The organism is Bifidobacterium sp. ESL0800, assembly GCF_029395355.1.
Taxonomy (GTDB): Bacteria; Actinomycetota; Actinomycetes; order Actinomycetales; family Bifidobacteriaceae; genus Bifidobacterium.
Genome location: NZ_CP113913.1, coordinates 1762145 through 1788398, shown reverse-complemented (window position 1 = coordinate 1788398; position 26254 = coordinate 1762145). Strand labels below are relative to the sequence as shown.

Sequence of the window (26254 nt, the reverse complement as noted above, 5' to 3'; positions counted from 1 at the left end):
CATAGCAATCTGTTCGGCGGTTTTGGTGCCGTTTAGGCATGATTCGGTTTCGGTGGACTTCTTGCTGTGCTCAAATGGATGGCGTTAGGGCGGCTATGGATTGGTTATGTTGTCCGGTTTGTCCGTTTGCGGCACGCTTATATCAAATTACTTGTTGACAAGGGAACGATGACTATGAGTGGTTCTTCTGCTATGGCTGATAGTCGGGCTCCGTACGTAATGAGCCGCGACGGCAAGAAGACTTTTCTGGGAGACGAAGCGTATAAGGTCGTCCAGAGCGTGATTGCGGCTTTTCGGGTCGGCAGGAGATACTGACGACAGGCGAAGCGGCGACGATACTTGGGGTGTCGGCAAAAACCGTCGCCCGCATGGTGGACGCCGGCGAGATGCCAAGTGAACGGCGCGGAATTTCAGGCCGTCGCATGGTTCTGGCTTCCGAAGTCATTGCGTACCGCGAGCGCAGTGCCAAAGACAGGAAGAAGAATCTGGCACAGACCCGTCGTGTCGCTTTCGATTCTGGCCCATGTAACTTGGATCAGGGTTATATCGACAAGGACCAGATAATGACTGCGGGCGTCGGTCGAGAGGGTGTCATTCTCGGCGCGAATATTTTTCTGGGTGATTGACCTCAATAGAGACTATCAGCCAGCTTCATAATTATTTTATGAAGTTTGGTGCGTAACTTCATAATTATTTTATGAAGCTGTATATGCAATCGTCATTGAAATGATTGTTGCGCTTGGCGGATAACGGGTACGGGTTCTGGTGTGTGAAAGTTGTCGGTCAAATCTGAGGTAGGAGACTCGCTTCTTTGTACTTATCTGGCACATTAATCACTGAAGAGTGCAAAAAGTGCTAATTGGCTTACGTAAATCGCACTTTTTTCATCGGTAAGTGAGAAAAGTGCGTTTTGGTGGTAGTAAAAGGCACTTTTTGCACGAAGGTAGGGTATGTGATTGGCTGCAGGGCCGCTGGCGGCTAGCCTAGTTGAGGCTTGGCTGCATGGGAATGCCATTGCTGATGAGCTTCTGAATTAGTGGCTTTCGCGAAGTCACTTCTTGATAATCGGTGCGTAGAATGCTTGCGACTCCTGCGCGGTGTAGCGCATCTTCACGCCTCCGTTCGTCGTAGACCACCCGCCGTGTACTGCGCCCATTTGTCATGTGCTGGTTGGTGTACTTTTCCATGCCATCGTATTCGAGGACTACGGCGTTGCCGTTGCATAGCCAAAGAAAGTCAGTGCGAAAAATATGCGTTGGATTAGCGGGATCGCGAAATTCGTGTTGTAATTCCGGTTTCGCGAATCCGGAATCAAGTATTACTGCGCGGCAGAACGATTCGCCTCCATTTTCGCTCTTGGGGTCGGCGTCGCGAAGAAGTCTGTGCATGGGCTCGCAGTTATTGCTCCGTTGACAGGTTCTTTCGATTGCGTCAGTTGTTACTAGTCCCATGCGTAAAGCGGAGTCGAAAATACCGAGAGCTTGGGCGTAGGGGTATCGAAGTCCGCAATCGACCAATGTTTGGGCTGGAGGTGTGACCCGAATGCCATCATGCACAATGAATGTCAGTGGATGAACATGGATTTTCTCCACGGCCCCTGCCGGCTGTCGCGTTATGGATTCCTCCGTCGCGATTTGCGCATGTCCCATCTCGCTCAGTCGCCAAGGACATTCGAGTCCCAACACCAGCGCCGCGCTCAGGCCGCCGAATACGCGTCGAGGATTTTTGAGTGCGAGTGTGCGTATGAGGTGCAACGTCCTCTCGACTGGGTTAAGCTCGTTGAAATATTCCAACCGTGCGTAGATGTTTGGGCACAGACGTATGTATTCGTGCGCCAGCCACCGCGTTCGCAGGACTTTACGCTGGTTGGCTGTTGTGCCGAAAATAAAGTGGCGCTGCGTTTCAGCCTTGCCTGTTAGGCGTTCTATCTCTGGGTTTCGTCGCATGCTTTCGACGTTACGTGTTGCAATAAAAGGAGCGCAAGTTTTGCGGGCTACTGTGGTCGAATGCTCGAGGTTATGCACAATTCGGGCGTGTCGCACCAAACTTATCCACCTTATCCACCTTGAACCTTTTCATGCATATTTTTCATTCCCGTGTGCAAAAAGTGCGTTCTGCACGGGGTAAAATGCACTTTTTTCACATAACAGTGCGAAATGTGTGATGAGGCATGTCTAAAATGCACTTTTTGCACGGATGCCGAAAAGCGGTCGGGAGCCATCGATGTGATTTGCGGCACAGACTGTGCGCGATAAACGACAGGATGAGTGCAGGTGAGAATAGTCTGTTGGAATAGTGGTTTCCTAAAAATAGGCGCAACAAGACCAAGGTGGTCGTTAGCTGTAACGATGGTGTATGAGGCGTGGAAGCTGTTCGAGCGCACCAATCGCAGGAGTTTGGCGTTTTAGAGAAAGAGAAGCATATGGAAGCGAAAAGGAAGATTCCCGTCGCGCGAATAATAAAAACCGTGCTTTCGATAATTCTTGCGGTGGTGCTTATCGTGGCAATGGCACTGGCGAATCCGCAATTGTCGATGAACAAGAAAATGCTGTCGAATATACTCGGCATGAATCATCAGTCGGCGGATAATTCGAAGATCGACGCGCAAGGTGTCAACGCAAATTACTACTCGACTTCTTATACCAAGGACAGCATCAAGAAGGCCGAGGACAAGCTTTACAACGATATCGCCGACGAAGGCACGGTGCTGCTGAAAAACGACGATCATGCTCTGCCGATGAAGCAAGGCACGAAATTCAGTTTCTTCAGCGCCAACAGCAAAGACGGGACGACCCGCGCGGTACTTCCCATCGGCGAGGGTGCGCAATCGGTTACTTTGCAAAGCAGCTTCCAGAAAGCCGGTTTCAAAGTCAACCAAAAACTTTGGGATTTCTACCAGTCGAAGACCGGCAAAAAGTATGGTCTCGCCAAGGGCTCGGTGAATTTCGGCGATGCCGAGGACTTCCGCATCAACGAAGCACCGCTGTCCGTTCTGCGCTCACAGCAGGGGCTTCTGAATTCGGTGAAAGGCACGGTTCCCGTCTATGTGTTGAGCCGCGTAGCTGGCGAAGGGCGCGATATGCCCCGTTCCATGTACAACCATGCGACTTCGCAGGCGGACAAGGGAAAGACCTACCTGCAGCCGGATTCAACGGAACTCGAACTGCTTAAATACCTGAACGATAATTTCGGCACCGTATTGCTGTACGTCAAGTCGAACGCCGCGCTGCAACTTGATTGGTTGAAGCAGTTCCCTCATATCAAGGCCGTGCTGTATTCGCAGAATGTCACCAATTCGCTCGCGCAGATCGTTGCGGGCAAGGTCAACCCGTCAGGTCGTACCACCGACACATTCGCGGCCGATCCGCTTGCCTCGCCCGCGGCGCAGAACTTCGGCAGCTACCAGTATTACGACCAGAACGGCAAGCCCACGAAATACAACTATATCGACTATGCTGAGGGCATCTATGTGGGCTACAAGTATTATGAGACCCGCTACGAAGACAAGGTGCTCGGCCAGGGTGACGCCGGCGACTATAACTATGCCAAGCAGGTCGTGTATCCGTTTGGTTATGGCCTGAGCTATACAACATTCAACTGGAGCGGCTTCTCGGTAAACGCTGCCGGGCAGAAGTTCAACGCCACCGTGACGGTAAAGAACACAGGTTCCAAAGCCGGCAAGGACGCGGTCGAACTGTATGCGCAGGCTCCTTACACGCAGTATGACAAGGACAACGGCGTTGAGAAGGCATCCGCGAACCTGGTTGGTTTCGCCAAGACCAAGGTGCTGCAGCCCGGTGAAAGCCAGACCGTCACGGTGAAATTCAACGAAGACCAACTGAAGTCCTACGACTATAGGAAAGCTAAGACCTACATCATGGATCCTGGTGAATATCGCTTCACCGCCGCTCGAAACGCTAACGAGGCCACCAACAACTTCCTCGCGGATAAAGGCAAAAACAAGTCCGCGGGCATGACCAAGGACGGCGACACCTCGATGGTGGCGCATTGGACTCCGGCGAACACCGACGTTGATTTCACCACGTTTGCGCTTGATTCCAAGACCAAGAAGAAGATCAGCAATGTCTTCGACTTCGCCTCGGATAAAGGTGTCAAATATCTGACCCGTGCCGATTGGACGAAGACTTTCCCCAAGCATTACGGCGAGCCTTCGGACTCCATCGACACCTGGGGCGACGAAATCAACTGCACCGACAAGAAGGGTGCCAAGGCTTCCTGCACTTGGAAGAAGACGGCCAGCTCGCAGCTGTTGAAGCAGTTGGAGGGCAATGATTCCGGTACGCCCGTGAAGCGCGCTTCCGTCAAGGCCACCCCGACTTTCGGCAAGAAGAACGGGCTGAAAGTCTCCGATTTGCGCGGCGCGGCCTATAACGACCCGAAGTGGGACAAACTGCTCGATGAATTGACGCAAAAGGACTATCAGCAGACCATCGGTTTCTCCGGTTACGGTATCGGATATCTGAAATCCGTGCAGAAACCGTATCAGGTAGATGCCGATTCGGCGACCGGACTGGTCTACGGCGGCACTAATCGTATGTTCCCCAGCCCGATGACTCTGGCTCAGACCTACAATACGGATTTGGCCACGAGGTACGGCAAGATGATTGGCGATGAGGCTTTGCTCGGCGGCGCCAATGGCTGGTATGCGCCTTCCATGGATATTCATCGCACGCCCTTCTCCGGGCGCAACGGCGAATACTATTCCGAAGACGGATTCATGTCCGGCTCGATGGCGAAGCAGGAGATCACAGGTGCGGCGACCCGAGGAGTCTACTCGTACATCAAGCACTTCCTGCTCAACGATCAGGAGGACCATCGTGGCGACCGGCCGGGTAATTTCTCGGTGGCGACTTGGTCCAACGAGCAAGCGATTCGTGAGCTGTACCTCAAGCCGTTTGAGATGTGCATCAAGTCGGGCACTGTGCCCATGAAGTACGTCAAGAAAGGTGCTGACGGCAAGTATCGCAACGCTGTGGCCCAGATGCCTGCGGCCCAGGCGATGATGACTTCGTTCAACCGAATCGGAGCCACGTGGGTTGGCGGCTCGTATCCGTTGATTCACAATCTGCTGCGTAGCGAATGGGGCTTCAACGGTTTGGTGATGACCGACAACGCCAATACCGGTAAGTTCATCAGTGCCTATCAGATGATTGAGGCTGGCTCTGATTTGAAGCTGCTGAGCGCCAAGGATCCGACCGGCGAGAAGCTCAATTTCAATGATCCCGCGACGTACCAATATGGCCGTGACGCTATGCACCGCACGCTGTACACAGCTGCTAACAGCAATTGCATGAACGGCGCACTGCCTGGAGCCGGGTTCAAGTATTCGACTACAGTGACCACGATTCAGGTGATCTTCAACGCCGTTTGCGTTATCCTCATCGCTTTGCTCCTGTTCTTCTCGGTCTGGCGCTGGATTCCGGCTACAGTTCGTCGTGTGGATGCCCGTAAGGCAAAGCGCAGGGCGAAGCGTGCCGAAAAGCGCGCTGCACGGAAGAAGTGATGGCTGGCAAGGATAGAGGATAAAGGCAAGGCTTGTTGACGGGCCCGGCGGCGTGATCGTGCGGCGCCTGGACCGGCGACTTGGCTGGTGGCGGTTTCGGTCTCCTCCGTGCCGCTGCCGACATCCCCGCGCACCCCGGTTGTGGGTTCCGGTTCGATTCCGGAGTCCGCCGCCGGGGTGCGTCTTGCGTTGTGGGCCGGTTGTGCGCACTTTCTACGCTTCCGTGTGCAAAAAGTGCGATTTACCCACACTAAAGTGCACTTTTTGCACATGGTCGTGCGAAAGGTGCGATTTGGCGGTACTAAAACGCACTTTTTGCACTGATGAGGCCGTATTGATGAGGCTGCACGGATGAGGCTGCACGGATGCGGCTGCACGGATGAGGGTGGGCCGTGGGCATAAGAGCGGCGGGGCATACGACATAATGGGCCCTGCGGATGCAATTTATGCGGTTGTGGCTACAGAACATGATTGTTGTGGTGAGGTGTGGTGCGAAATCTGGTGAAATGAAGCAGCTTGGCATAACGAGGTGTTGGTTTGGGCCAACGGATAAGTAGCGAGGCAGCGGGTAGCGCAGTGGTGGTCCGCAGTGTCGTACGATGTCTGTTTGCAAGGGCAAACGCCTCTGACAGACGAGCGTGGCAGGGATGTCGCGCGAGTCTGCTCGGCGTCGGTAAAGGTTATCGGTGCCATGCCGTTATTCCGTAAGAGGAATAAGGAGGAGACAAAGCCATGTTGCAGATCAACATCGCCGATGTCGTCAACGTCATCAAGTCGCTGGTGCCCTATCTGGTGGTCATCGGCGTCCTGCTGGTACTGGCGATCGTCATCAGTGTCGCCGTCAACAAGAAGACGGTCAAGAATGTAGGAACACGCAAGCTTGTGCGCAGCGAGACCTGGCTGGTGGCCCTGGTGGCCATCGTCGCGGCCGTCTCGATGATGCTCACCGGCCCGATGTCCACGTTGCTCAACAACGTGACATCCAAGAAGTACACGCTTTCCCAGTCCACCATCGACCGCGCCAAGACGCTCGCCGAGAAGGTTGAGGGCGAGGGCATCACCATGCTCAAGAACGACGACGCCAACCTGCCGCTTTCAAGCAAGAAGGTCAACGTCTTCGGCTGGGCCTCGACCAACCCGATCTTCTCGGGCACCGGCTCCGGTTCGATGAGCACGCAGTACAAGACCGTTGGCGTGCTCGACGGCATGAAGAACGCCGGCATCCAGACCAACACCGAACTTACGAAGGTCTACACCGACTACATGAAGCAGCGTCCCGTCGTTAAGGGCGCCATGTTCGCACCGAACTGGGAGCTTCCGGAGGCCCCGGTTGACAAGTACTCGGCCAAGACGATCGCCGACGCCAAGAAGTTCTCCGACCAGGCCGTTGTGTTCCTGGCCCGCCAGGGCGGCGAGGGCAACGATCTGCCGACCGATATGAAGGCCAAGGGCGTCTCGTTCACCAACAACTCCAAGAGCTACGAGGACTTCAAGGCTGGTCAGTCCTTCCTCGAGCTCGACCAGACCGAGCGCAACATGCTCGACATGGTCACCAAGAACTTCAAGAACGTCACGCTGGTATACAACGGTGGCAACACCATGCAGTTCGACTTCCTGAAGAACTATCCGCAGATCAAGTCCGTGCTGTGGTGCCCGCCCGCCGGCCAGACCGGTTTCAACGCCCTGGGCAAGGTGCTTTCCGGCGCCATCGATCCGTCCGGCCGCACTTCCGACACGTTCCTCAAGAACCTCAAGCAGGCCGTCAACTTCAACAACTTCGGCGACTTCAAGTACGACAATGCGCAGAGCCTCGGCGTGGCCACCACCGGTTTCGACGGCAAGACCAAGACCAAGACCCCGACGTTCGTCAACTATTCCGAGGGCATCTACCTGGGCTACAAGTTCTATGAGACGGCCGCCAAGGAAGGCCTGATCAATTATGACGACGTGGTGCAGTATCCGTTCGGTTACGGCCTGAGCTATACGAAGTTCAGCCAGTCGATGGGCAAGATCAGCCATGAGAATGGCAAGGTCAGCTTCGACGTCACCGTTCGTAATACCGGCAACAAAGCCGGCAAGGACGTCGTAGAAACCTACTACAACCCGCCGTATACCAACGGTGGCATCGAGAAGGCCTCGGCCAACCTCGTCGCGCTTTCCAAGACCCGCGTGCTCAATCCCGGCGAATCCCAGAACGTCAAGATCTCCTTCAAGGACGATGACATGGCTTCCTATGATTCCAAGGGCGCCAAAGCCTGGGTGCTGGAGAAGGGCGATTACGCCGTCTCCATCAACTCCGATTCCCACACGGTGATTGACCAGCAGAACGTCAACGTTCCTGCGACCATCACCTATAACACGAAGTCCAAGACCCACGATGGCGACAAGACTCCGGCCACCAACCAGTTCGACGACGTTGCCGGCGACGTGACCTATCTGTCGCGCGCCAACCACTTTGCCAACTACCAGCAGGCCACCGCCGCTCCGAAGAGCTTCTCAATGAGCGACAAGATCAAGTCCGAGTTCGTCAACAACGGCAACTACAAGGCCGCCGCCCACAACAAGGCGAGCGACAAGATGCCGACCACGGGCGCGAAGAACAACATCCGCCTGGCAGACCTGCGCGGCAAGTCCTACGACGATCCGGAGTGGAACAAGCTGCTCGACGAGATGACGTTCAAGGATATGGACAACCTCATCGCCAACGGCGGCTACGGCACCCCGGCGGTGGATTCGATCGGCAAGATCAAGACCACCGACGCCGACGGCCCCGCGGCGCTCAACAACAACTTCACCAAGGTCGGCTCGATCGGCTTCCCGGCTGAGGTTTCCTTCGCCTGCTCCTGGAACAAGGACCTCAACAAGGAGTTCGGCGAGATGATCGCCGACATGGCGCACGACATGCACGTGGACGGCTGGTACGCCCCGGGTATGGACACGCACCGCAGCGCCTTCTCCGGCCGTAATTTCGAGTACTTCTCGGAGGATGGCGAGCTTGCAGGCGTTCTGGCCTCCAGCCAGGTCCAGGGCGCGCAGTCCAAGGGCGTCTACGCCTTCATCAAGCAGTTCGCGCTCAACGACCAGGAGACCAACCGCCTCAACATGCTGGCCACCTGGGCCAACGAGCAGTCGATGCGCGAGATCTACCTGAAGCCGTTCGAGATGGGCGTCAAGACCGGCGGCGCGACCGCTGCGATGAGCTCGTTCAACTACCTCGGACCCACCTATGACGGTGCCAGCAACGCGTTGCTCAACAACGTGCTGCGTGGCGAGTGGGGCTTCAAGGGCTTCGTGGTCACCGATTACTTCTCGGGCGACCCGATGCAGAACGCCGACCAGATCATCCGCAATGGCGGCGACACCATGCTCGCCACCACCAAGGTGACCAACCACATCACCGACAAGTCCGCCACCTCGCTTCTCGCGATGCGTCAGGCTTCGAAGAATGTGCTCTACTCCGTGGTGAACGGCTGGGAGTATGCCAACGGCGAGCCCAAGGTCGACGTTCCGTTCTGGCGTCCGGTCATGTACGTGGTCTGGGCCGTCGTCGCGGTGCTCTTCATCGGCCTCGAGGTGGTTGCCATCATGCGCTTCCGTCGTCGTCGCGCCGCTGCCAAGACCGCGGTGACGGTTGAGTCCGTCGAGGCTGCTGACCGGCCCGCAAATTCCGCTGAAACGTCGGATACGGTAGCCCAGTAACCGGTTGGCTATTAATCGGTCGGCCAGATCCAGCCATAAGGATTTGGCCGACCGGTTATCTGCCGGCCGTTCGGCGTTATACGGCCGAGCGATGGAACTATAGACGACAAAGGCACGTGGAAGCGCGCGACAGTGCTGTTCGTGTCAGGGAAATGACAGCTTGGGCGATACGTTTCTGCGATTGCCGGGTTGCTGGTTAAATAAACAATTGCTAGTGGTGGATGGTATGCGATGTAGCACAAGGTGTGCGGTGTCGCATATATGTGCCGACTAGGTTCATGACGGTCGTTGAGCCGGTGCGGCTATTGGCGTGGGCGGTGTTGCGCCATCGGAACCGGACGATTGCGTCATTGGTACAAGGATTATAAGGAGTAGGTATGAAACTCGAAGAACTGAGCGTTACCGAGAAGGCGGCGCTGCTTTCGGGCGCATCCGAGTGGGACTCTCGGGGCAACGAGCGGGCCGGGATTCCGAGTTTCGTGATGAGCGACGGCCCCCACGGGGTGCGTCGTCAGCTGGGCGAGGGCGATCACCTTGGCATCGGTGCCTCCAAGCCCGCGACCTGCTTCCCTACCGCCGGCACGGTGGCCAATTCCTGGGATCCCGCTCTTGCCGAGGAAATGGGCGAGGCGTTGGGTCGCGAGGCGCACGATCTCGATGTCAACGTGCTGCTTGGTCCGGGCATGAACATCAAGCGCAACCCGTTGTGCGGCCGTAATTTCGAGTATTATTCCGAAGATCCGCAGGTCGCCGGGCGCATGGCCGCCGGCTTGGTCAAAGGCATTCAGAGCAACGGCGTGGCCGCTTGCCCCAAGCATTTCGCGGTCAACAGCCAGGAGCTGCGCCGTCAGGCCTCCAATTCCGTGGTTGACGAGCGCACGCTGCGTGAGCTTTACCTGACCGGTTTCGAAATCATGATCCGTGAGTCCCGTCCGTGGGCCATCATGAGTTCTTACAACCAGATCAACGGCACGTATGCGCACGAAAACAAGCATCTGCTCACCGAAATCCTGCGTCAAGAATGGGGTTTCGACGGTGCGGTCATCTCCGATTGGGGCGGTTCCGATTCCGCCGTCGCCGCGGTGAAGGCCGGCGGAACGCTGGAGATGCCGTCGCCCGGTTACACTTCCGTACGCGAGCTGGTCGGCGCGGTCAAAGCCGGGACGCTGGCTGAAGCCGATCTCAACGTTCGGGCTGGTGAAGTGGCCAAACTCGCCGGACGCACCCGTTTCGAAGGTGTCGGCCGCGATGATCTGTTGAGCGATTATATTGCCGAGCAGCATCATATGATTGCCCGTCACGTAGCCGAAAATACCGCCGTACTGCTCAAAAACGGCAGCACGGTCGGCAGTAAGGCCGTGCCGGTACTCCCCCTCAAGGCCGGCACTCGCGTGGCGGTGATTGGCGATATGGCGAAAACCGCACGTTATCAAGGTTCCGGCTCATCCAAAGTCAACGCGACGCAGGAGGAAAACCTGCTTGACGAACTGGGGAAGATCGACGGCGTTGAGGTCGCGGGCTACGAGCAGGGCTATGAGCGTCACGGCGGCAGGAACAGCGTTTTGATCGAGGATGCCGTCGCCTTGGCCGCAGCCGACAAGACCGATGTGGTGCTCGCCGTCGTCGGACTTGACGAACGCAGCGAATCCGAGGGGCTCGATCGTTCCACGATGGCCATTCCCGAAGGCCAGAACGAGCTGGTGAAAGCATTGGTGGCCACCGGCAAGCCTGTGGTGATCGTGCTGGTCGCCGGCTCCCCTGTCGAGCTGCCGTGGTTCGACGACGTTGCCGCTCTCTTATATATAGGTCTTTCCGGGCAGGCTGGCGCTTCCGCCACGGCCCGTGTGCTCGCCGGAAAAGTCAATCCCTCCGGCCATCTCGCCGAAACCTGGCCTCTTAAGTATGAGGACTCCCCCAGCTCCGGCTGGTACCCGGCCATCGGCCGCGACGCCATCTACCGCGAAGGCCCGTTCGTCGGCTATCGGTATTACGAGACCGCCGGCGTGCCCGTGCGCTTCCCGTTCGGTTACGGCCTGAGCTACAGCTCGTTCACGTATTCCGGCTCGACCAGTGACGAAAAGGGCGTGACATTCACCGTCACCAACGATTCCGACGTCGCCGGCGCCACCGTTGCCCAGATGTATGTACGCGGGCCAAAGGGCGGCGCGATGCGTCCCGACCGCGAGCTCAAGGGCTTCAGGAAGGTGTTCCTTGCCGCGCACGAGACCCAGACGGTCACGATCCCGTTTGATCGCTATACGTTCCGTCATTACGACGTGGTGCCCGGAACGTGGAAAACCGAGACCGGCGAGCGTGAGATTCTGGTCGGCGATAGCGTGGAAAATCTGCCGCTCAAGGCCACCCAGATGATTCAAGGAGACATCGATCTCTGCCCGCCGAACCCGGTGCTCGGCCATTACTTGAAAGGCCAGGTCAAGGACGTCACCGACAACGAGATGACCGCGCTCTTCGGCCACGGAGTGATCGCTCCCGGCAAGCCGACGGTTTTCGGTGAGAACGATCCGATCTCCTCTTGGGCGGATTCCCGCGGTTTCCTCGCGCGAACCATCGCCAAAACGTTGAGCAAGCGCGAGGCGAAGATTCGCCAGAAAACCGGCCAGCCCGACCTCAACACCCTCTTCATCCTCAACATGCCGCCGCGCGCGATGTGCAAGATGACGCAGGGCATGGTCGACTCGGCGATGGTCGAGGCCGTCGTCAAGATCGCGAATGGCCACACGTTCCGTGGTATCGGCTCGTTCATCGCCGGTTATTTCCGCAATATCTCGGCCAACAAGCGCATTGCAAAGGAGCTTGAAAGGCAGTAAGCGGCCACGGGCGAGATGAGTAAGACAATGAATGAGACCGTAAATGAAAACGAGGACAGCATGAGCAAGAAAGAGCAAGCCCAGGTCGATTCGGCCGATACAGTGGATTCCGTACCTGCGCCGGATGCCGGAAAAGGAAGCAAAGGCGTTGTCGCCGCTTGCAAGCGCCTGATCGCCAAGTACCCGAACCTGTGGGAATTCATCAAGTTCAACGTGCTCTCGAATATCTCCACGATCACGCGATTCGTGGCCGTCTGGGTCCTGACCGCGCTGTTCGTGCACGCCATGGGCCTGACCCAGCCGTTCAGTTTCCTCATCTTCAACTACTCGGCGCCCAGCACCAACGGCCTTGGCGGTTTTCTCACCTTCTTGATCGCGGAGATCTGCGCACAGGCTGTCAATTTCGTGGTGCAGATGAAGTGGGTCTTCAAGTCCGACGCGAGCTTCAAGTCCACCGCGTGGAAGTACGCGATTCTGGCCATCATCATCGTGGTCGTCGGCCTGCTGCTGCCGGGCTATGTCACCACGCTGTGCAAGGGCTTTGGCTGGAACGATGCCGTTTCCTCGACCCTCGCCTCCGTGGTCAACACGGTTCTGGCCGTCGTCATCAGCTACCCGCTCCTGAAGTGGTGGATCGCCCCGGCGAAGAAAGAATAAAATCCGCGGTTCATATGCCTCCGTCACGTTATACAGGGTCGTGTGCGTGGCGGAATGGAAGCGTCCGAGCGAAGCCTCCGAGGTAATAGCATGGTGGCGAATCCGAAATGAAACGGCTTTCGTTTCAGAATGTGCAAAGCTTGTTCAGTATGTGAGGTATATTACAAATATTGTTGTTCCCTACAATTATGCTAGGCAAAACAAGGAAGTTTGTTGATTGGAGTTCACAAGGGCTCTGATTTCAATAAAGGGAAGAAGGATGCCACGATGGCTCATTCAAAATTAATCAAGGGCGGAGTAGCGCTGACGGCTACCGTGTGTATGCTGCTTGCCGGTGCCAGCACGGCCAACGCTGCTGACCCCGCGCCAGTTCAAGCTGCACCTGTGACGGCGACTCAGACGGCTCCTGCGACGACGGCTCAGGCCAATGTCGACAAGAGCAAGCTCCAGGCGGCAGTCGCCAGTGTTCCGGCCGGTTTCGAAGACGACGAAGGTGCGTTGGAAGCCGCTCAGGGTGTGCTCGACAATGCGGACGCCACACAGCCAGAAGTCGATAACGCGCTTACGCAGCTGCAGAATGCCCTTGAGGACGCTGCTGCCCCGGTTCCTGAGCCGACCGACGCTGAGAAACTCGCTGATGCAAAGGCCGCTCTGGAAGTCATTATCAAGACAGCCCAGACCAAGAAGGAAGCCGATTACACGCCTGCCACTTGGGCTACGTTCGCTGCCGCGCTGCAGGCCGCCGAGCAGGAAGATGCCAATCCTTCCGCCACTGCGGACACGCTTGCTACGAAATCCGATGAACTTGTCACAGCAACGAACGCGTTGCAGAAGAAGTCCACGACCCCAACGCACGAGAATCCGGTCAATCCGTTTGCGCCGAAGCCGGATGTGAGCATGCTGACCGTGCTTGTGAATGACTTCAAGTATTATACGGAGTCGATGTACACTCCGGAGACCTGGGCTCCGTTTGCCGAGGCCAACGCCAACGGCAAGGCCGATCTTGAAGAGGCCAACAGCGAGGGCAACTCCCTCGATCAGGCGGCCATCGACAAGGACGTTGTCGCTATCGAGACCGCCGGCAGCAAGTTGGAGTTCACCTCTGCGCAGTGGAAGAAGTTCCTGCAGAGCGACGTCGACTATGCCTACAGTGACAACTTCAAGCAGAGCGATTACACCGCCGAGACCTGGAAGCCGTTCGATGCGGCCCGTGCCGCCGGCAAGGCCGCCCTCGATTCCGTCACCCGCGCCGAGCCTGATTATAAGGCTCTGGACAACGCGCTGATGACCGCCGAGTTCAACCTTAAGAAGGTCAAGCCCGCGTCTGACACTGAGAAGAAGGACGATGCTGCCAAGAAGTCCGACAAGAAGTCCGACAAGAAGCTCGCGACCACCGGCGCCAGCATCTCGGCTGCCGTGATTCTTATGTTCATGGCTCTTGGTGCCGCCGGTGCGTTCACCGCGCTGCGCAAGCGTGACTGAGCTCGGATTGATGCCTATGCTCATACGAGCTGGTTCACATTGATGTAAAAACTCAATGGGACTTTACGAGACCGCCTCAAAGAAGCAATTCCTTGAGGCGGTCTCGTATATGTAAATGTCGGCGATTCTACGGCTTAGTCATTGGCTGTGTGGATGACGATCATTTTTAACACAGCACAATGACCGTGTAAATCTGAAGTCGGTTGATGGGGGCGAATCGGTAGGATTATGCCGATGTCTGTCGGCGTATTTGTGCCAAAATACTTGCTTGCTGATAGGTGCCAAGTAAAAAGGCACAGTTAACGCCTGCATGGTTACAGCTGTGTTCTCAGTTGGTTTGTTCCGGGTTCTCATCTGCTAGCGCGGCAACAGCACGGTCAGGGTGAACCAGTGGTCGCGGGCCTTGATGGTGACGTTGCCGTGGTAGAGGCCGGCGATGTGCTTGATGGATTTCACGCCGTAGCCGTGGGCGCGCTGGTCGGATTTGGTGGTCTTGAGGTCGCCCTGGTCGTCGGTGCGCAAGGTCGATTCGTAGTAGTTCTCGACGCGGATGACCGTGAACTGGCCGTGTTGGTAAAGCGCGAGCTTGATGAGCCGACGTTCCGGCTGCGAGACCTGCGCGGTCGCCTCGATGGCGTTGTCAAGCGCGTTGCCGAAAAGCGTGGCGATGTCCATCGAGCTCATGTCGCCCAGCAGCTTGCCGTCGGCCACCGTCGTAAGTGTGATACCATGCTGAGTGCAAGCCTTCACTTTCGAAGTGAGGATGACGTCGAGCACGGAATTGCCGGTGTGCTCCTGCGCGCTGTATTCCCGCACCGACGCCTCGAGCTGCTCGAAGCCGGCGGCCGCATGCTCGGGGTCGACCTCGGCGCGCAGGGCGGTGATCTGGTGTTTCAGATCGTGCGAAATGCGTCCGAGCGATTCGATGTTTTCCTTGGATTGCAGGTATTCCTGGTGCTCGCTCTGCAGTTTGGCGTCGATGGAATTGAGCTCGACGTTCGCCCGCGTCACCCTCGCCTGCTCCTGTTGCGCGCCGAGAATGGCGTAACCGCACAAATCGACGAGCGTGCGGATATAGAAGATCTCTTGGCCGACGGAACCGGAGAAGGGCGTGTTGGTGGAGACGAAACTCAGGTTGCTCATCGCAAAGGTGACGATGGTGATGATGATGGAGCCGGCCACGGCCGTGCGGCTGGGATCGGTCGGCCGGTCCCGTTCGAAGTTGTGGCGTTCGATGGCCCAGGCCAGGCCGAAGCCGACCATGTAGATTGCCGTGGCGAGCGCGGCCGTCGGCAGACCCGTTCCTGAGGTGCGAACCCGCATATTGAAGCCGATAAACGTGGCGATTTGCCAGTGCAGTGAGGCCACGAGTTCCGCGAGCACGAAAGCGCGGGCGGTGACGTAGAGCGCCTCGCGCGGCGTGGTCTGTGAGCCGAGGAAAATGACCAGATACATGCCTGCCACCGCCAGCAGCATGCCGAAAATCCAGAAGTCGAGGCTCATCGCTCCGTCGAGATATTGGATTCCGATAATCGCCGGCAGCCCGATCGCGGCCACGAGCACGCTGCGCCATTTTGGTGCGCGGCGATAGATGACCAGCAGATAGACCACGCAGGCCATCCATTCGCAGATGCCGGTGTAAAGCCGCGGAATATTGGGCAGCGCGTTGGTGATGGTGTTCATTGGCAGTCTCTCCGAATCACGTTAATCTTGTTGCTATATCCAGCTTCCAACTCATCGAGTTCAGACCCATGCTCAGTCTGCGCATTTTGCATACTCCAGTGCAAAAAGTGCGTTTTACCGACCCTATTTCGCACATTTTTCACTTGTGTGGTCAAAATGTGCGATTCGTGGCGGCTAAAACGCACTTTTCGCACATGCATCATTGCAGCCCGCCGTTGATATAGCCCGCCAGCGCGGTGACGAACGCTTTCTTGCGCGGCCGGCTGACGCGCAGGCGCTCGCCGTTGCTCATGATGCAGTCCTGATCCTCGATGCCGGTGACGTGCCGCAGATTGACCAGATAGCAGGAATTGGAGCGGAAGAAGTCGTGTTCGGCGAGTTGCGCTTCCAGCTCCTTCAAGGTCGAAGTGATGGAAAGTTTCCCGTCGAGCGTATGAATGATTATTGTATGACGAATTGATTCGATGTAGACGATGGCCTTGAGCTCAACGCGCGTGCGCTGCGATCCGGCCTCGAACAGCATCGAGTCGTCGGCTTCGCGTTGCACCGCCTCGATCGAGCGTTTGATTTCCTGGCTGAACGCAAAGTACGGCACTGGCTTCAAGAGATAGGAGAGCGCCTGAACCTCGTAGCCATTGATGGCGTATTGCGAGGCATTGGTGATGAAGACGATCACGACGCTGCTGTCGATTTTGCGGATTTGCCTCGCCGCTTCCATGCCGTCCATCTGCTTCATTTCGATGTCGAGCAGCAGAATGTCGTAAATCGGCCGGTACCCCTCGACGATTTTCGAGCCGTCGTCGAAAACGGAAACGGTGAAGTGCTCCCCGTTTTCGCTTTGATACCGGTTAAGGTAGTCGAGCACCTTCTGGCATGCGGCGGGTTCGTCTTCAACTACTCCGATTCGTATGTTGCGCATCGTCGCCGCCTTTCGTTTGGGTACGCAAGCCCCATAATATCTTGATATAGCATAGTTTTGTGGCCTTGAAGGTGAAGCCCCGCTATATTGTAGTTGTCGCTTCCCCAGTTGTCTTGAATTTCGTATAAATAGATAAATATATCATGTATGTATTATTAAGCTTTGCGAGAGCTGTCCAGGGCCTTGGTGAGCAATCGCGCTTTAACATTGATGTTTTTGCTGCAATCGTATTGTTTGTCGGTTATGGTCGTATGGTCGAGTTTTAGTTCAGGGGGAAGCCCTGCAAGTCGGTGATTCCGTCCGAACCCAGCCTTATGGGTGAGTAGGATTGCTTGGCTGCCATTATTTTAAACGAGCAGTGACGAAATGAAAGCCGTATCGATGACGCTCTAATAAGTGTCGAGATACGGCTTTTTGATTGGGTGGAATCGGTCTATGGATTATTCGGTTTTGCCTTTGTTCTTGTTCTCAGACGAACGCAGACCGCACATGTCGTCACCTTGGCCGTCCAGGGCGGCGGACGGGGAGAAGCTCAGCAGGTTGCTGGCGGCGGAAAGATGCAACGGGCTGTCTGTTGGAGCCGGAGCCGAAGTCGGTGCGGCGCTCGCATCGGCAGCGGATCGTGCGTTGGAATTGTTCTGCGTTGCGTGGAGTCGGGCAGAGGCGTTGGTATCCGTATCCGTTCCGTTTGCGTTGCCTCTTGCAGCTGCTTTCGCATCTCCGTTCGTGGCGGTTGCGCTGACGCCGGCCAGTACCTTTGCGGAATCCTCTTCGGTGTCCGTGTCCAAAGCATCAGTGTCCAGATCCGAGTCAACGAACTCCTTGCGTCCGTCGTAGAGGTCGCGGTCGAGCTGGTGCTCGGTGGCGGCGACGATGAAGGCGGTATTTGTAGCGCCGGCCACGTTGAGCGCGGTGCGGCCCATGTCCACGATCTGCGAGATCGGCTGGGAGATGGCGATGAAGGCGATCGGCAGGCCGGTGGCGGCGAAGAGCGAGGTCGCGGTGATGGTGGCGGTGCCGGGCACGCCGACGGTGCCGATCGAAACCAGCAGGGTCAGGGCGACGAGCATCAGATACTGCAACGGAGTGTAATGCATATTGAGCGAGTTGACAGCGAACACCGCGAGCAGCGTGGGCCAGACGCCGGCGCATCCGGGCATGCCCAGATTGGCGCCGAGAGACGAGACGAACGAAGCGATGTCATCGGGCACCCCGCCGCGGCGCAGCTGACGGACGGTCACCGGAATGGTGCCGATGCTGGACTCGGACGTGAAGGCGACGACGCCGGCGGGCCAGAAGAACTTGAAGAAGCGCAGCGGGTTGGTGCGCGTGGTCACGCCGAGGATGGCGGGCTGAACGACGAACATCTGCAGCGCAATGGCGATGTAGGCCACGACGAGCACGAGCAGCAGGGGGAGCAGCGCGACGAGGTTGCTGTTGGATATCGCGGCGGCGATCAGTGCGAGCACGGCGTAAGGTGTGAATCCGACGACGATCTGCGTGGCCTTGGAAAGCACGACGTTACCGGCGTCAACGAAGGTCTTGAACGGCTTCACGGCGGCCTCGCCCTTGGGCGTTGAGGCAGCCGCGTTGTAGGCGAGAGCTACGAGGATGGCGAAGATGACGACCGGCACGACCTGGTTGGCGGCCCAGTTGGCGACGAGATTCGAGGGGAAGAGCCCGACGACGGTGTCGAGCACCTGTGGCACGTGCTTGGCCTGGTAGTGCTGCGGCATGGCGACGTTGAAGCCTTTGCCCACCCCGAACGCCAGCGCGAGTCCGAGCGTGACGAGCGAGGCTGTCAGCGTGTTCAACAGCAGGAATACCACGGTTTTGACCCCGATGTTCTTGAGCCGCAGCGACGAGCCGAGATTGGTGATGCTGGCGATGACGCTGAAGAGCAGCAACGGCACGACGATGGCCCCGATCGCGTTCGACCAGACGGTGCCGAATGCGGCGACGTAGGTGGTGTGCCCTTTGAAAATCAAGCCCATGGCGATGCCGAGCACGGTGGCGATGATGACGCGTGCGCTGAATCCGGCTTTTTTGGTGCGGCTCAGCACCGCGAGGCCTGCGAACAGCAGGACGCTGACGCCGAGCGCCAGCCAGTTCCAGGTAATGTCGTTCATGATTTCCTCTCAATGATTTGCATAAAAATATGTATATGTGTCTGGAATAAAACTTTTTGGTTGACTAAAACTGTGTTTTTTGATGGATTCGAAAGGCTGAATCCGTATTTTTTATATAAAATATCGAAAATATACAGTTTTAAAAAATGAGGTGAAGAGCCTGCTGATTTCGTTGTGAAACTTTTGGCCGCGTATCCGTCATGCCGTATAAATCAGCATGATTATTCAAGCGAATGAATATCGATTCAAGCCAATATGTCAATCGACAAGCCGAATACAGAAAACAGGAAAAAGCCGCGAGGAATGATCGATGCATTCAGCGACAATAAGATATTGTCATACAAGACATCATCGTATGCAGACCAGAGTTACAGCTGGCGGCGGAGTGATAGAGTCCGTAGCCATTGCTGCTGTCTGCAGAAGAGATTTGTGATGTCATGAGAGCCACCATAACGGATAGCGGCGATATTCGCAAGAACAAATTGCATATAATGAGAATTTTTATTTTTGCGCAAAAGCAGGCGCGGCCTACTCCCGATTCGAATGATGGGCAAAAATATGTGCTTCAAGAACCTTGATTTTTCCTTGCGAGAGCAACGTTTCGTGCACGTCTTTTTCGTCTCCTGAAGGGCGGGCGTCTCACGGCTGGCTCGCGGCAAACGTAAACAGGTACATAAAAACGGGCTGATGATTGATATCGTCAACCCGTTGAAAGTAGATTGTGCGCTTTCGATATGACGGTCGGCCGTTGATGGTCCTGAAGGTGCCGGCGCAACTGATAAGAAACGCCGATATCCTAAGCTGAAGGACGATGCGAACCGTTGCGTCAGAGCAGGAATCGCTCTCAGGCGGCCTTCGTGGTGGCGTCCTGGGCCGCGACGCTGTTGCTGTACTTGTCGTCGCTCTTCAGCTGACTTTTTTCGTTGTCGCGACGGACGATTTCCTTCGCGATCGACTCGATGTCGCACAGACGCAGAGCGTTGTCTCCGCGCACGCCCGTGGCCTCTTCGCTGCTGATCACGCCGGTTTTCACCAATGCGTCAACAGGGTTGATGCCGTAGCTGCGCGCGATGGAGATAATCTCATCAGTCGCCAGCTCGCTTGACTTAAAGCGCTTGTATAGCGTGGCATAGGGAATTCCGGCTTGTTGCGAGATTCTGTTGATGGAATCGTCGTGGGTGATTTCTCGTAGCCATTCAATGTGATTATGTCGAATTTTTTCCATATGTTTATTTTCTGATAATTCGACTGAAAATGTGAGGAAAAATATTATGTTAAACGTTTGATTCTTTTAAGACAATTTTATCTCATTTGTATCCATAAAAAAACGCCTAGACAGAAAGTTATATTGTCTAATATACTAGTAAACCGTTGAAAATAATAGGAAAGCAAAACAATAATTGAATCAGAATAGAATTTTTATATAGCAAAATAAGCAAACAAAAATCGTTTATATAATATTGGAATGATGCAGCAACCGTTTAATAAAAAATTTCAAAAAAAATTATATAAAACGTTTCTAAGTGTATAAATTCAGTTATCAGCATAATAACTGCGCACCGCTTAAGAATCCAGGCTTCTCGCACTGGCGGCTGGGCTGGGCCAAAAAGCGCCAGCGCGAGGAATATGCCTTGGTTTGTCTCCTTTATCGTATCAGTTTATCGTATCGACTGCGTTCTCTTCGGCTTTTCCCGATTTTTTTGGATTGTCGTTTCCTGCCGGGCCGCTCGTTGCGGTGCTGCGCCGGACGATTTCATCTGCGATGTCGTTGATGCTGGTAAGTCGCAGAGCATTGTCTCCGCGAACGTCGGTGGCCTCTTCCTTGTCGATGACGTGGTTTTGGACCAATGCCTCAACAGGATTGATCTGGTAGCCGCGGGCGATTGCGATGATCTCGTCGGTGCTCAAAGCGTTTGATTTGTAACGCTTATACAGGGTCGTATACGGGATTCCGCTCAAACGCGAAATTTTATTGATGGAGTCGTCATGCGTGATGCGCTTCAGCCATTCAATCGGGTTATTGCTATTGTTTTCGTTCATGTGCTTATTATGCGGGGGCCGCTCGAAAAAAAAATCACATAAACTGAAACGTTTGATGTTTAAAAGAGATATAGGTCATAAATCGATGGAATGGATAATGGGAACGAGTGCAAACGTAATCGCTCCGTGGAATGTGGAACGCACTTTCTTTCGGTTTTTCTTCGTTCGATATCCTCGATATTATGCGCTTTCTACTTCGCTGAATGCTTCTGCTGCTTGGTTTTATGATTTGTGGAAAGATTCGTCAATGTTCTCGAAACTACGAAGCTAAAGGATATGTGATATTCAACCTATTTCATCTATAGCAGAACCAAAGGTTCCTCAAAAGCGTAACAGAGTTTTTGTTTCCGCATAAATTCAAAATATCAAACGTTTGCCTTAAGTCGATATCCTTGAAAATTTCTCAACGTTTTCGCGTTGAAAAGAGTGTGAGCGTGCGCCGGCGTGTGCGAGAATGCGAGAACCGATATGCCAGAAACGTTGTTTTGCGCCGGACTTGTACGTTATGTGGCGTGTTGTGCGATATTTTGGTGCTGACCGTGTATAGTGGTTTTTGAGCTCAACGGGGAAGGAACCCCAAAAGGCTCCACTCATAATGGAATGAAAGTGCGGAAATTCGCTTGCCGAGGTTGGCTTGCGGGTGGATGCAAACCCCTTCACAACGGATCGTTCGGCACGTACCTGCCGATGAAAGGAATATTAAATTATGGCAAAAGTCGTATTTGACCATGTCACTCGTATCTACCCGGGCAATACGGAGCCCTCGGTATCCGATCTCTCACTTGATATCAAAGACGGTGAATTCCTCGTGCTCGTCGGCCCTTCCGGCTGCGGCAAGTCAACGACCCTGCGTATGCTCGCGGGCCTCGAGGAAGTCAACAAGGGCAAGATTTTCATCGGCGATAAGGACGTCACCACGATGCAGCCGAAAGACCGCGACATCGCCATGGTCTTCCAGAACTACGCACTGTATCCGCACATGACCGTCGCCGACAACATGGGCTTCGCCCTGAAGATCGCCGGCGTTCCGAAGGATCAGATTCGTCAGCGCGTCGAGGAGGCCGCCAAGGTCCTCGACCTGACCGAGTTCCTTGACCGCAAGCCGAAGGCTCTCTCTGGTGGTCAGCGTCAGCGTGTCGCCATGGGCCGCGCAATCGTTCGTAAGCCTAAGGTCTTCCTGATGGATGAGCCGCTTTCCAACTTGGATGCAAAGCTGCGTGTGCAGACCCGTACGCAGATCGCCGCCCTGCAGCGTCAGCTCGGCGTCACCACCCTGTACGTCACCCACGATCAGACCGAGGCTCTGACGATGGGCGACCGCATCGCCGTCATCAAGCTGGGCATCCTCCAGCAGGTCGGCGCTCCGACCGAGCTCTATGACAAGCCGCAGAACGTCTTCGTCGCCGGCTTCATCGGCTCGCCGTCCATGAACATCAACACCCACCCGGTCGTCGACGGCAAGGCGAAGATCGGCAGCGATACCGTCGAACTCGACAAGGACGCCGTCGCCAAGCTCACTCCCGAGGATAAGGGCCGCATCGTCGTCGGCTTCCGTCCCGAGGATGCTTCGCTCGCCGCTCCCGACGAGGCCAACGCCTTCTCGCTGAAGGTCGAGAATGTCGAGGATCTCGGAAGCGACGGATACATCTACGGCAACATCATCACCGATGGTTCCGCAGCCGAGTCCTCTGCGATGATGTCCGACCAGAACAAGCTGACCACGATTCGCGTGAACCCGCGTCAGCTGCCGAAGGTCGGCGACACCGTCAAGATCAAGATCGATCCGTCCAAGATGCACCTGTTCTCCCCGGCCACCGAGCTGCGCCTGAACTGATTCGCATCTTCGCGTCGTTTAGCTGAAAGGGCCCGTACATTCGTGTGCGGGCCTTTTCGTTTGCTTGATAGGCGGTGTTTGGTTGTGTTTGTGACGCTGGTGGTCTTGTTGGCGTCACGTATGCAATGAAAGGGCAAAGGGGATACGGACGTATCGGCTGTTCATAATGACGGGAAACTATCCTATGCGGGCGCTAGATTTGGAAGTATGGAATTGACCGGTGGAATGCAAATGGACCCCAGGGCGCTAAAGGCGACGTCCGTGACGGCCGACGAGACGGGGAACGCCGATGTCCCCGAGCCGCACGCGCTGCAGATTACTGCCGCCAGCTCAAACCCGAAGATGTTCACCCTGCCTTGGGAGAAACCGCTGGCAACCTGGCCCAAGGAGCTGCTGGCCAACCTGCCGCGAGGCATCTCCCGGCACGTCGTGCGTTTCGTGCATGTCGGTGACGAGATCTATGCGATGAAGGAAATCACCAGCCGCGTGGCCGCGCACGAATACGAGCTGCTGCGGCGCCTGCAGAAGCTCGAGCTGCCTACCGTCACGCCGATCGCCGTGGTCACCGGACGGCATACCCGCGAAGGCGAGCCGCTTGAATCGATCCTGGTCACCAAGCAGCTCAAGTTCTCGCTGCCTTACCGAGCCCTGTTCGCCGGGAACCTTCGGCCCGACACTGCCGACCGCTTGATTGACGCGCTCGCCGTGCTGATGGTCCGCCTGCACCTTTCCGGTTTCTATTGGGGCGACGTCTCGCTTTCCAACGTCCTCTTCCTGCGCGACGCCGACGCGTTTTCGGCATTCCTGGTCGATGCGGAAACCGGCGCGCTCTATACAACGTTGACTGAGGGCCAGCGCAACTATGACATGGACCTGGCCCGCACCAACATCATTGGCGAGCTGATGGATCTGGCTTCCGGCAAATTGCTGCCCGACGAGGTGGATGAGGTAGGGGTCGGCGACAGACTTCTCGAGCGCTACGACTCGCTGTGGGGCGCGCTGACCGATCAGGACGACTTCGGGCCCGACGAGATGTGGAAGATCGAGAAGCGCGTCAATAAGCTCAACGACTTGGGCTTCGACGTCGATGAGCTTGAGGTCAAGACCGCCGACGACGGCAAACGCGTGCTCGTGCGTCCGCGCGTGGTCGACGCTGGCTATGCTTCGCGCAAGTTGCTGCGGCTTACGGGCCTCGACGTGCAGGAGAACCAGGCGCGGCGACTGTTGAATGATTTGGACGCCTACCGTGCTTCCACCTGGCGTGACGGTGAAGAGCTGGAAATCGTGGCGACCGACTGGATGCGCGAGGTTTTCGAACCCGTCGTTCGCATGATTCCGCGTGAATACCGCTCGAAGATCGAGCCGGCGCAGTTCTTCCACGAGGTCTTGCAGAATCGTTGGTTCATGGCCGAAAAGGCCGGGCACGACGTCTCTACCGCCGTGGCTGCGAGCGACTATATCAAACACAATCTGCCCAAGTACAACATCGATTCGAAGGCGCTCGCCGAAATCAACGAGGACGCCGATTCGGGTGTGGTCGACGACAGCTCGACCTATGACGAGCCCGTGGATGGTACTGTGGATGGCGAAAATGGCGATAGCGGAGATAGCGACGTTGCGGACACCGTAGGGCGCGACAATGACGACGTTGACAGCATCAATCGCGGTGATTACGCCGATCTCGGGGACGGTCTGGGCAACCTTGGGGCGACTCTGAGCGTTGGCGCCGATGACGGGATTGACCGCGATACCCAAGTATCCGAGGACTTGTGGCCGACCACGCCTGATCCGATGCCCGCGGCGAGAAGAACGCATGGCTCGAGTCAGCCTGATGCTGATGGCGGGAAATCCGCAGGTGCCGGTTCAGCGGCCGATGCTGGTGATTCTGATTCTGGCATTGCTGCGGAATCCGGCTCTGGTACCGGTGCTGATCATTCTGGTTCCGGTCTTGCAGCTGTCGGTGATAGCGAGAGCGGCGACACTACCACGTCCGCTGACAACGCATATGACGATGATGACTATGATCCGGCCGAATACGATCAGGATGCCGCTGTCTGGAGTCATTGAGCGATTCCAAACGGCGGTTCGGCGTCAATTGTGTCTTTTTACTTGTGATAAAGAGGCTACTAAGTAAAAAGACGCATTTAAGCGTGCTAATTGCGCCTTTTTACTTAGTCCGTAAGAACAAGCAAGTAAAAAGACACAAATATGAAGCGGGCCGGGTATAAAACGTGGATTCGAACTGAACCCGAGACCGGGCTTGTGTTTTGTGCTTTATTCTTCACTAGGCTGCGTTCGGCCTCTATACGGAAGGCTTACCATACGTAAGGCTTAATCTTCCGATCCGGCCACCGCTCAAAAGGAAACCCGAACCACATCTCGTGAATGGGGATGGGTTCGGGCATAAGTGATAAGCGCGCTGCGGGTTCTATGCTATTCGGCGTTGTCGGCCTGTTCGCCGGCCTTGCTGCGTGCGCGGGAGACGGCGTAAAGGCTGATGCCGGCGGCAACCGAGGCGTTGAGCGACTCGACTTCACTGGAAATCGGGATGCCGGCGATGGAATCGCAAGCCTCGCGCACCAAACGGCTCAGGCCCTTGCCTTCCGAACCGAGCACGACGACCAACGGGTCGGTTTCGAAGCCGGATTCGCCGACGATGGCGTCGCCGCCGCCGTCAAGGCCGACCACGTAGTAGCCGCGCTCCTTCAGCGCTTCAATGGCCTTGGTCAGATTGACCACGCGGGCCACGGGCAGATGTGCGGCGGCGCCGGCCGAGACCTTCCAGGCCGCAGCGTTGACGGAAGCCGAACGACGTTCCGGCAGAATGACGCCGTTGGCGCCGAAAGCGGCCGCCGAGCGGATGACCGCGCCCAGATTCTGGGGGTCGGTGACGCCGTCGAGGGCGATGAAGAGCGGACGCGCGTTGATGCGGGCGCTGCGCGAATCGGCCTCTTCCATGGCGCGCGACTTCTTGTCCGCGCGATCGGCAAGCTCCGCCAGCGTGTGGTACTGGTAGGGCTGTACCTTCAAAACGATGCCCTGATGGTTGCGCGAATGTGCGATGCGATCCATCTCCAGCCGGTCGGCCTCGAGCAGGTTGAGCCCCTGCATACCGGCGAGCTTCACGATTTCGCGGGTGCGATCGTCGTGCTCGATGCGATTGGCGATATACAGCTGCGTGCTCGGCACACCCACGCGCAGCGCCTCGAGCACCGCGTTGCGGCCGACCACCAGATCGTCGGAATCCGAAGTGTAGTGTGCCGCGCGACGGCGAGCCGCCAGTCGCGGATCGGCGAACCGGCGCTTTTCATTCTGCTTCTTGGCGCGGTACGCCTTGTGATACACGCGGTCCTCGGCTTTGGGCGTCGGCCCGCGGCCCTTCAATGCGTTGCGATGTTTTCCGCCCGAACCTTTGACCGGGCCCTTCTTGTTAGTCATACCCTCAATTGTCCCAGCACC

General features: G+C 56.4%; 14 protein-coding genes and 1 pseudogene. 8 read left to right on the top strand and 7 right to left on the bottom strand.

Features of this window, described 5'->3' with window-relative positions:
* The first annotated feature begins 308 nt into the window (after positions 1–308).
* On the top strand, positions 309–626 hold the full coding sequence (locus OZX75_RS06920) for a helix-turn-helix domain-containing protein (protein WP_525930289.1): 318 nt from the start codon (positions 309–311) through the stop codon (positions 624–626).
* Between the two features lie 357 nt (positions 627–983).
* Here OZX75_RS06920 and OZX75_RS06915 read toward each other — a convergent pair whose 3' ends face one another.
* On the bottom strand, positions 984–1946 hold the full coding sequence (locus tag OZX75_RS06915; protein WP_277145917.1) for a CTP synthase: 963 nt from the start codon (positions 1944–1946) through the stop codon (positions 984–986).
* Between the two features lie 476 nt (positions 1947–2422).
* Here OZX75_RS06915 and OZX75_RS06910 point away from each other — a divergent pair, with 476 nt between their 5' ends.
* From OZX75_RS06910 to OZX75_RS06890, 5 genes are all read left to right on the top strand, one after another.
* Positions 2423–5524: a glycoside hydrolase family 3 N-terminal domain-containing protein gene (locus OZX75_RS06910; protein ID WP_277145916.1), complete on the top strand. Its 3102-nt coding sequence runs from the start codon at positions 2423–2425 to the stop codon at positions 5522–5524.
* A 732-nt stretch (positions 5525–6256) separates the two neighbouring features.
* Positions 6257–9223: a glycoside hydrolase family 3 protein gene (locus OZX75_RS06905; RefSeq protein ID WP_277145915.1), complete on the top strand. Its 2967-nt coding sequence runs from the start codon at positions 6257–6259 to the stop codon at positions 9221–9223.
* 377 nt (positions 9224–9600) lie between these two features.
* A complete protein-coding gene (locus OZX75_RS06900) occupies positions 9601–12051 on the top strand; it encodes a glycoside hydrolase family 3 C-terminal domain-containing protein (RefSeq protein WP_277145914.1) in 2451 nt (816 codons plus the stop codon).
* Between the two features lie 60 nt (positions 12052–12111).
* A complete protein-coding gene (locus OZX75_RS06895; protein WP_277145913.1) occupies positions 12112–12708 on the top strand; it encodes a GtrA family protein in 597 nt (198 codons plus the stop codon).
* Between the two features lie 267 nt (positions 12709–12975).
* Positions 12976–14190 (top strand): hypothetical protein, encoded by a 1215-nt coding sequence (locus tag OZX75_RS06890; RefSeq protein ID WP_277145912.1) that lies wholly within the window; start codon positions 12976–12978, stop codon positions 14188–14190.
* A gap of 357 nt (positions 14191–14547) precedes the next feature.
* Here OZX75_RS06890 and OZX75_RS06885 read toward each other — a convergent pair whose 3' ends face one another.
* From OZX75_RS06885 to OZX75_RS06865, 5 genes are all read right to left on the bottom strand, one after another.
* Complete coding sequence (locus OZX75_RS06885) at positions 14548–15873, bottom strand: sensor histidine kinase (RefSeq protein ID WP_277145911.1); 1326 nt, start codon at positions 15871–15873, stop codon at positions 14548–14550.
* Between the two features lie 199 nt (positions 15874–16072).
* Complete coding sequence (locus OZX75_RS06880; protein ID WP_277145910.1) at positions 16073–16792, bottom strand: LytR/AlgR family response regulator transcription factor; 720 nt, start codon at positions 16790–16792, stop codon at positions 16073–16075.
* Positions 16793–17232: 440 nt separating this feature from the next.
* On the bottom strand, positions 17233–18921 hold the full coding sequence (locus OZX75_RS06875; RefSeq protein WP_277145909.1) for a dicarboxylate/amino acid:cation symporter: 1689 nt from the start codon (positions 18919–18921) through the stop codon (positions 17233–17235).
* A gap of 844 nt (positions 18922–19765) precedes the next feature.
* A complete protein-coding gene (locus OZX75_RS06870) occupies positions 19766–20146 on the bottom strand; it encodes a hypothetical protein (RefSeq protein ID WP_277145908.1) in 381 nt (126 codons plus the stop codon).
* 428 nt (positions 20147–20574) lie between these two features.
* Positions 20575–20961 (bottom strand): hypothetical protein, encoded by a 387-nt coding sequence (locus OZX75_RS06865; protein WP_277145907.1) that lies wholly within the window; start codon positions 20959–20961, stop codon positions 20575–20577.
* Positions 20962–21667: 706 nt separating this feature from the next.
* Between OZX75_RS06865 and OZX75_RS06860 the strand changes: the two genes are divergently transcribed.
* Both OZX75_RS06860 and OZX75_RS06855 read left to right on the top strand, forming a co-directional pair.
* Positions 21668–22795 carry an ABC transporter ATP-binding protein gene (locus OZX75_RS06860; RefSeq protein ID WP_277145906.1) on the top strand — a complete coding sequence of 376 codons (1128 nt, stop codon included), beginning with the start codon at positions 21668–21670 and terminating at the stop codon, positions 22793–22795.
* Positions 22796–23002: 207 nt separating this feature from the next.
* Positions 23003–24415, top strand: a pseudogene (locus OZX75_RS06855) (DUF4032 domain-containing protein); the annotation flags it as partial.
* Positions 24416–25228: 813 nt separating this feature from the next.
* Here the strand turns inward: OZX75_RS06855 and rlmB are convergent.
* A complete protein-coding gene (rlmB, locus tag OZX75_RS06850) occupies positions 25229–26233 on the bottom strand; it encodes a 23S rRNA (guanosine(2251)-2'-O)-methyltransferase RlmB (protein ID WP_277145905.1) in 1005 nt (334 codons plus the stop codon).
* Between the last annotated feature and the right edge of the window lie 21 nt (positions 26234–26254).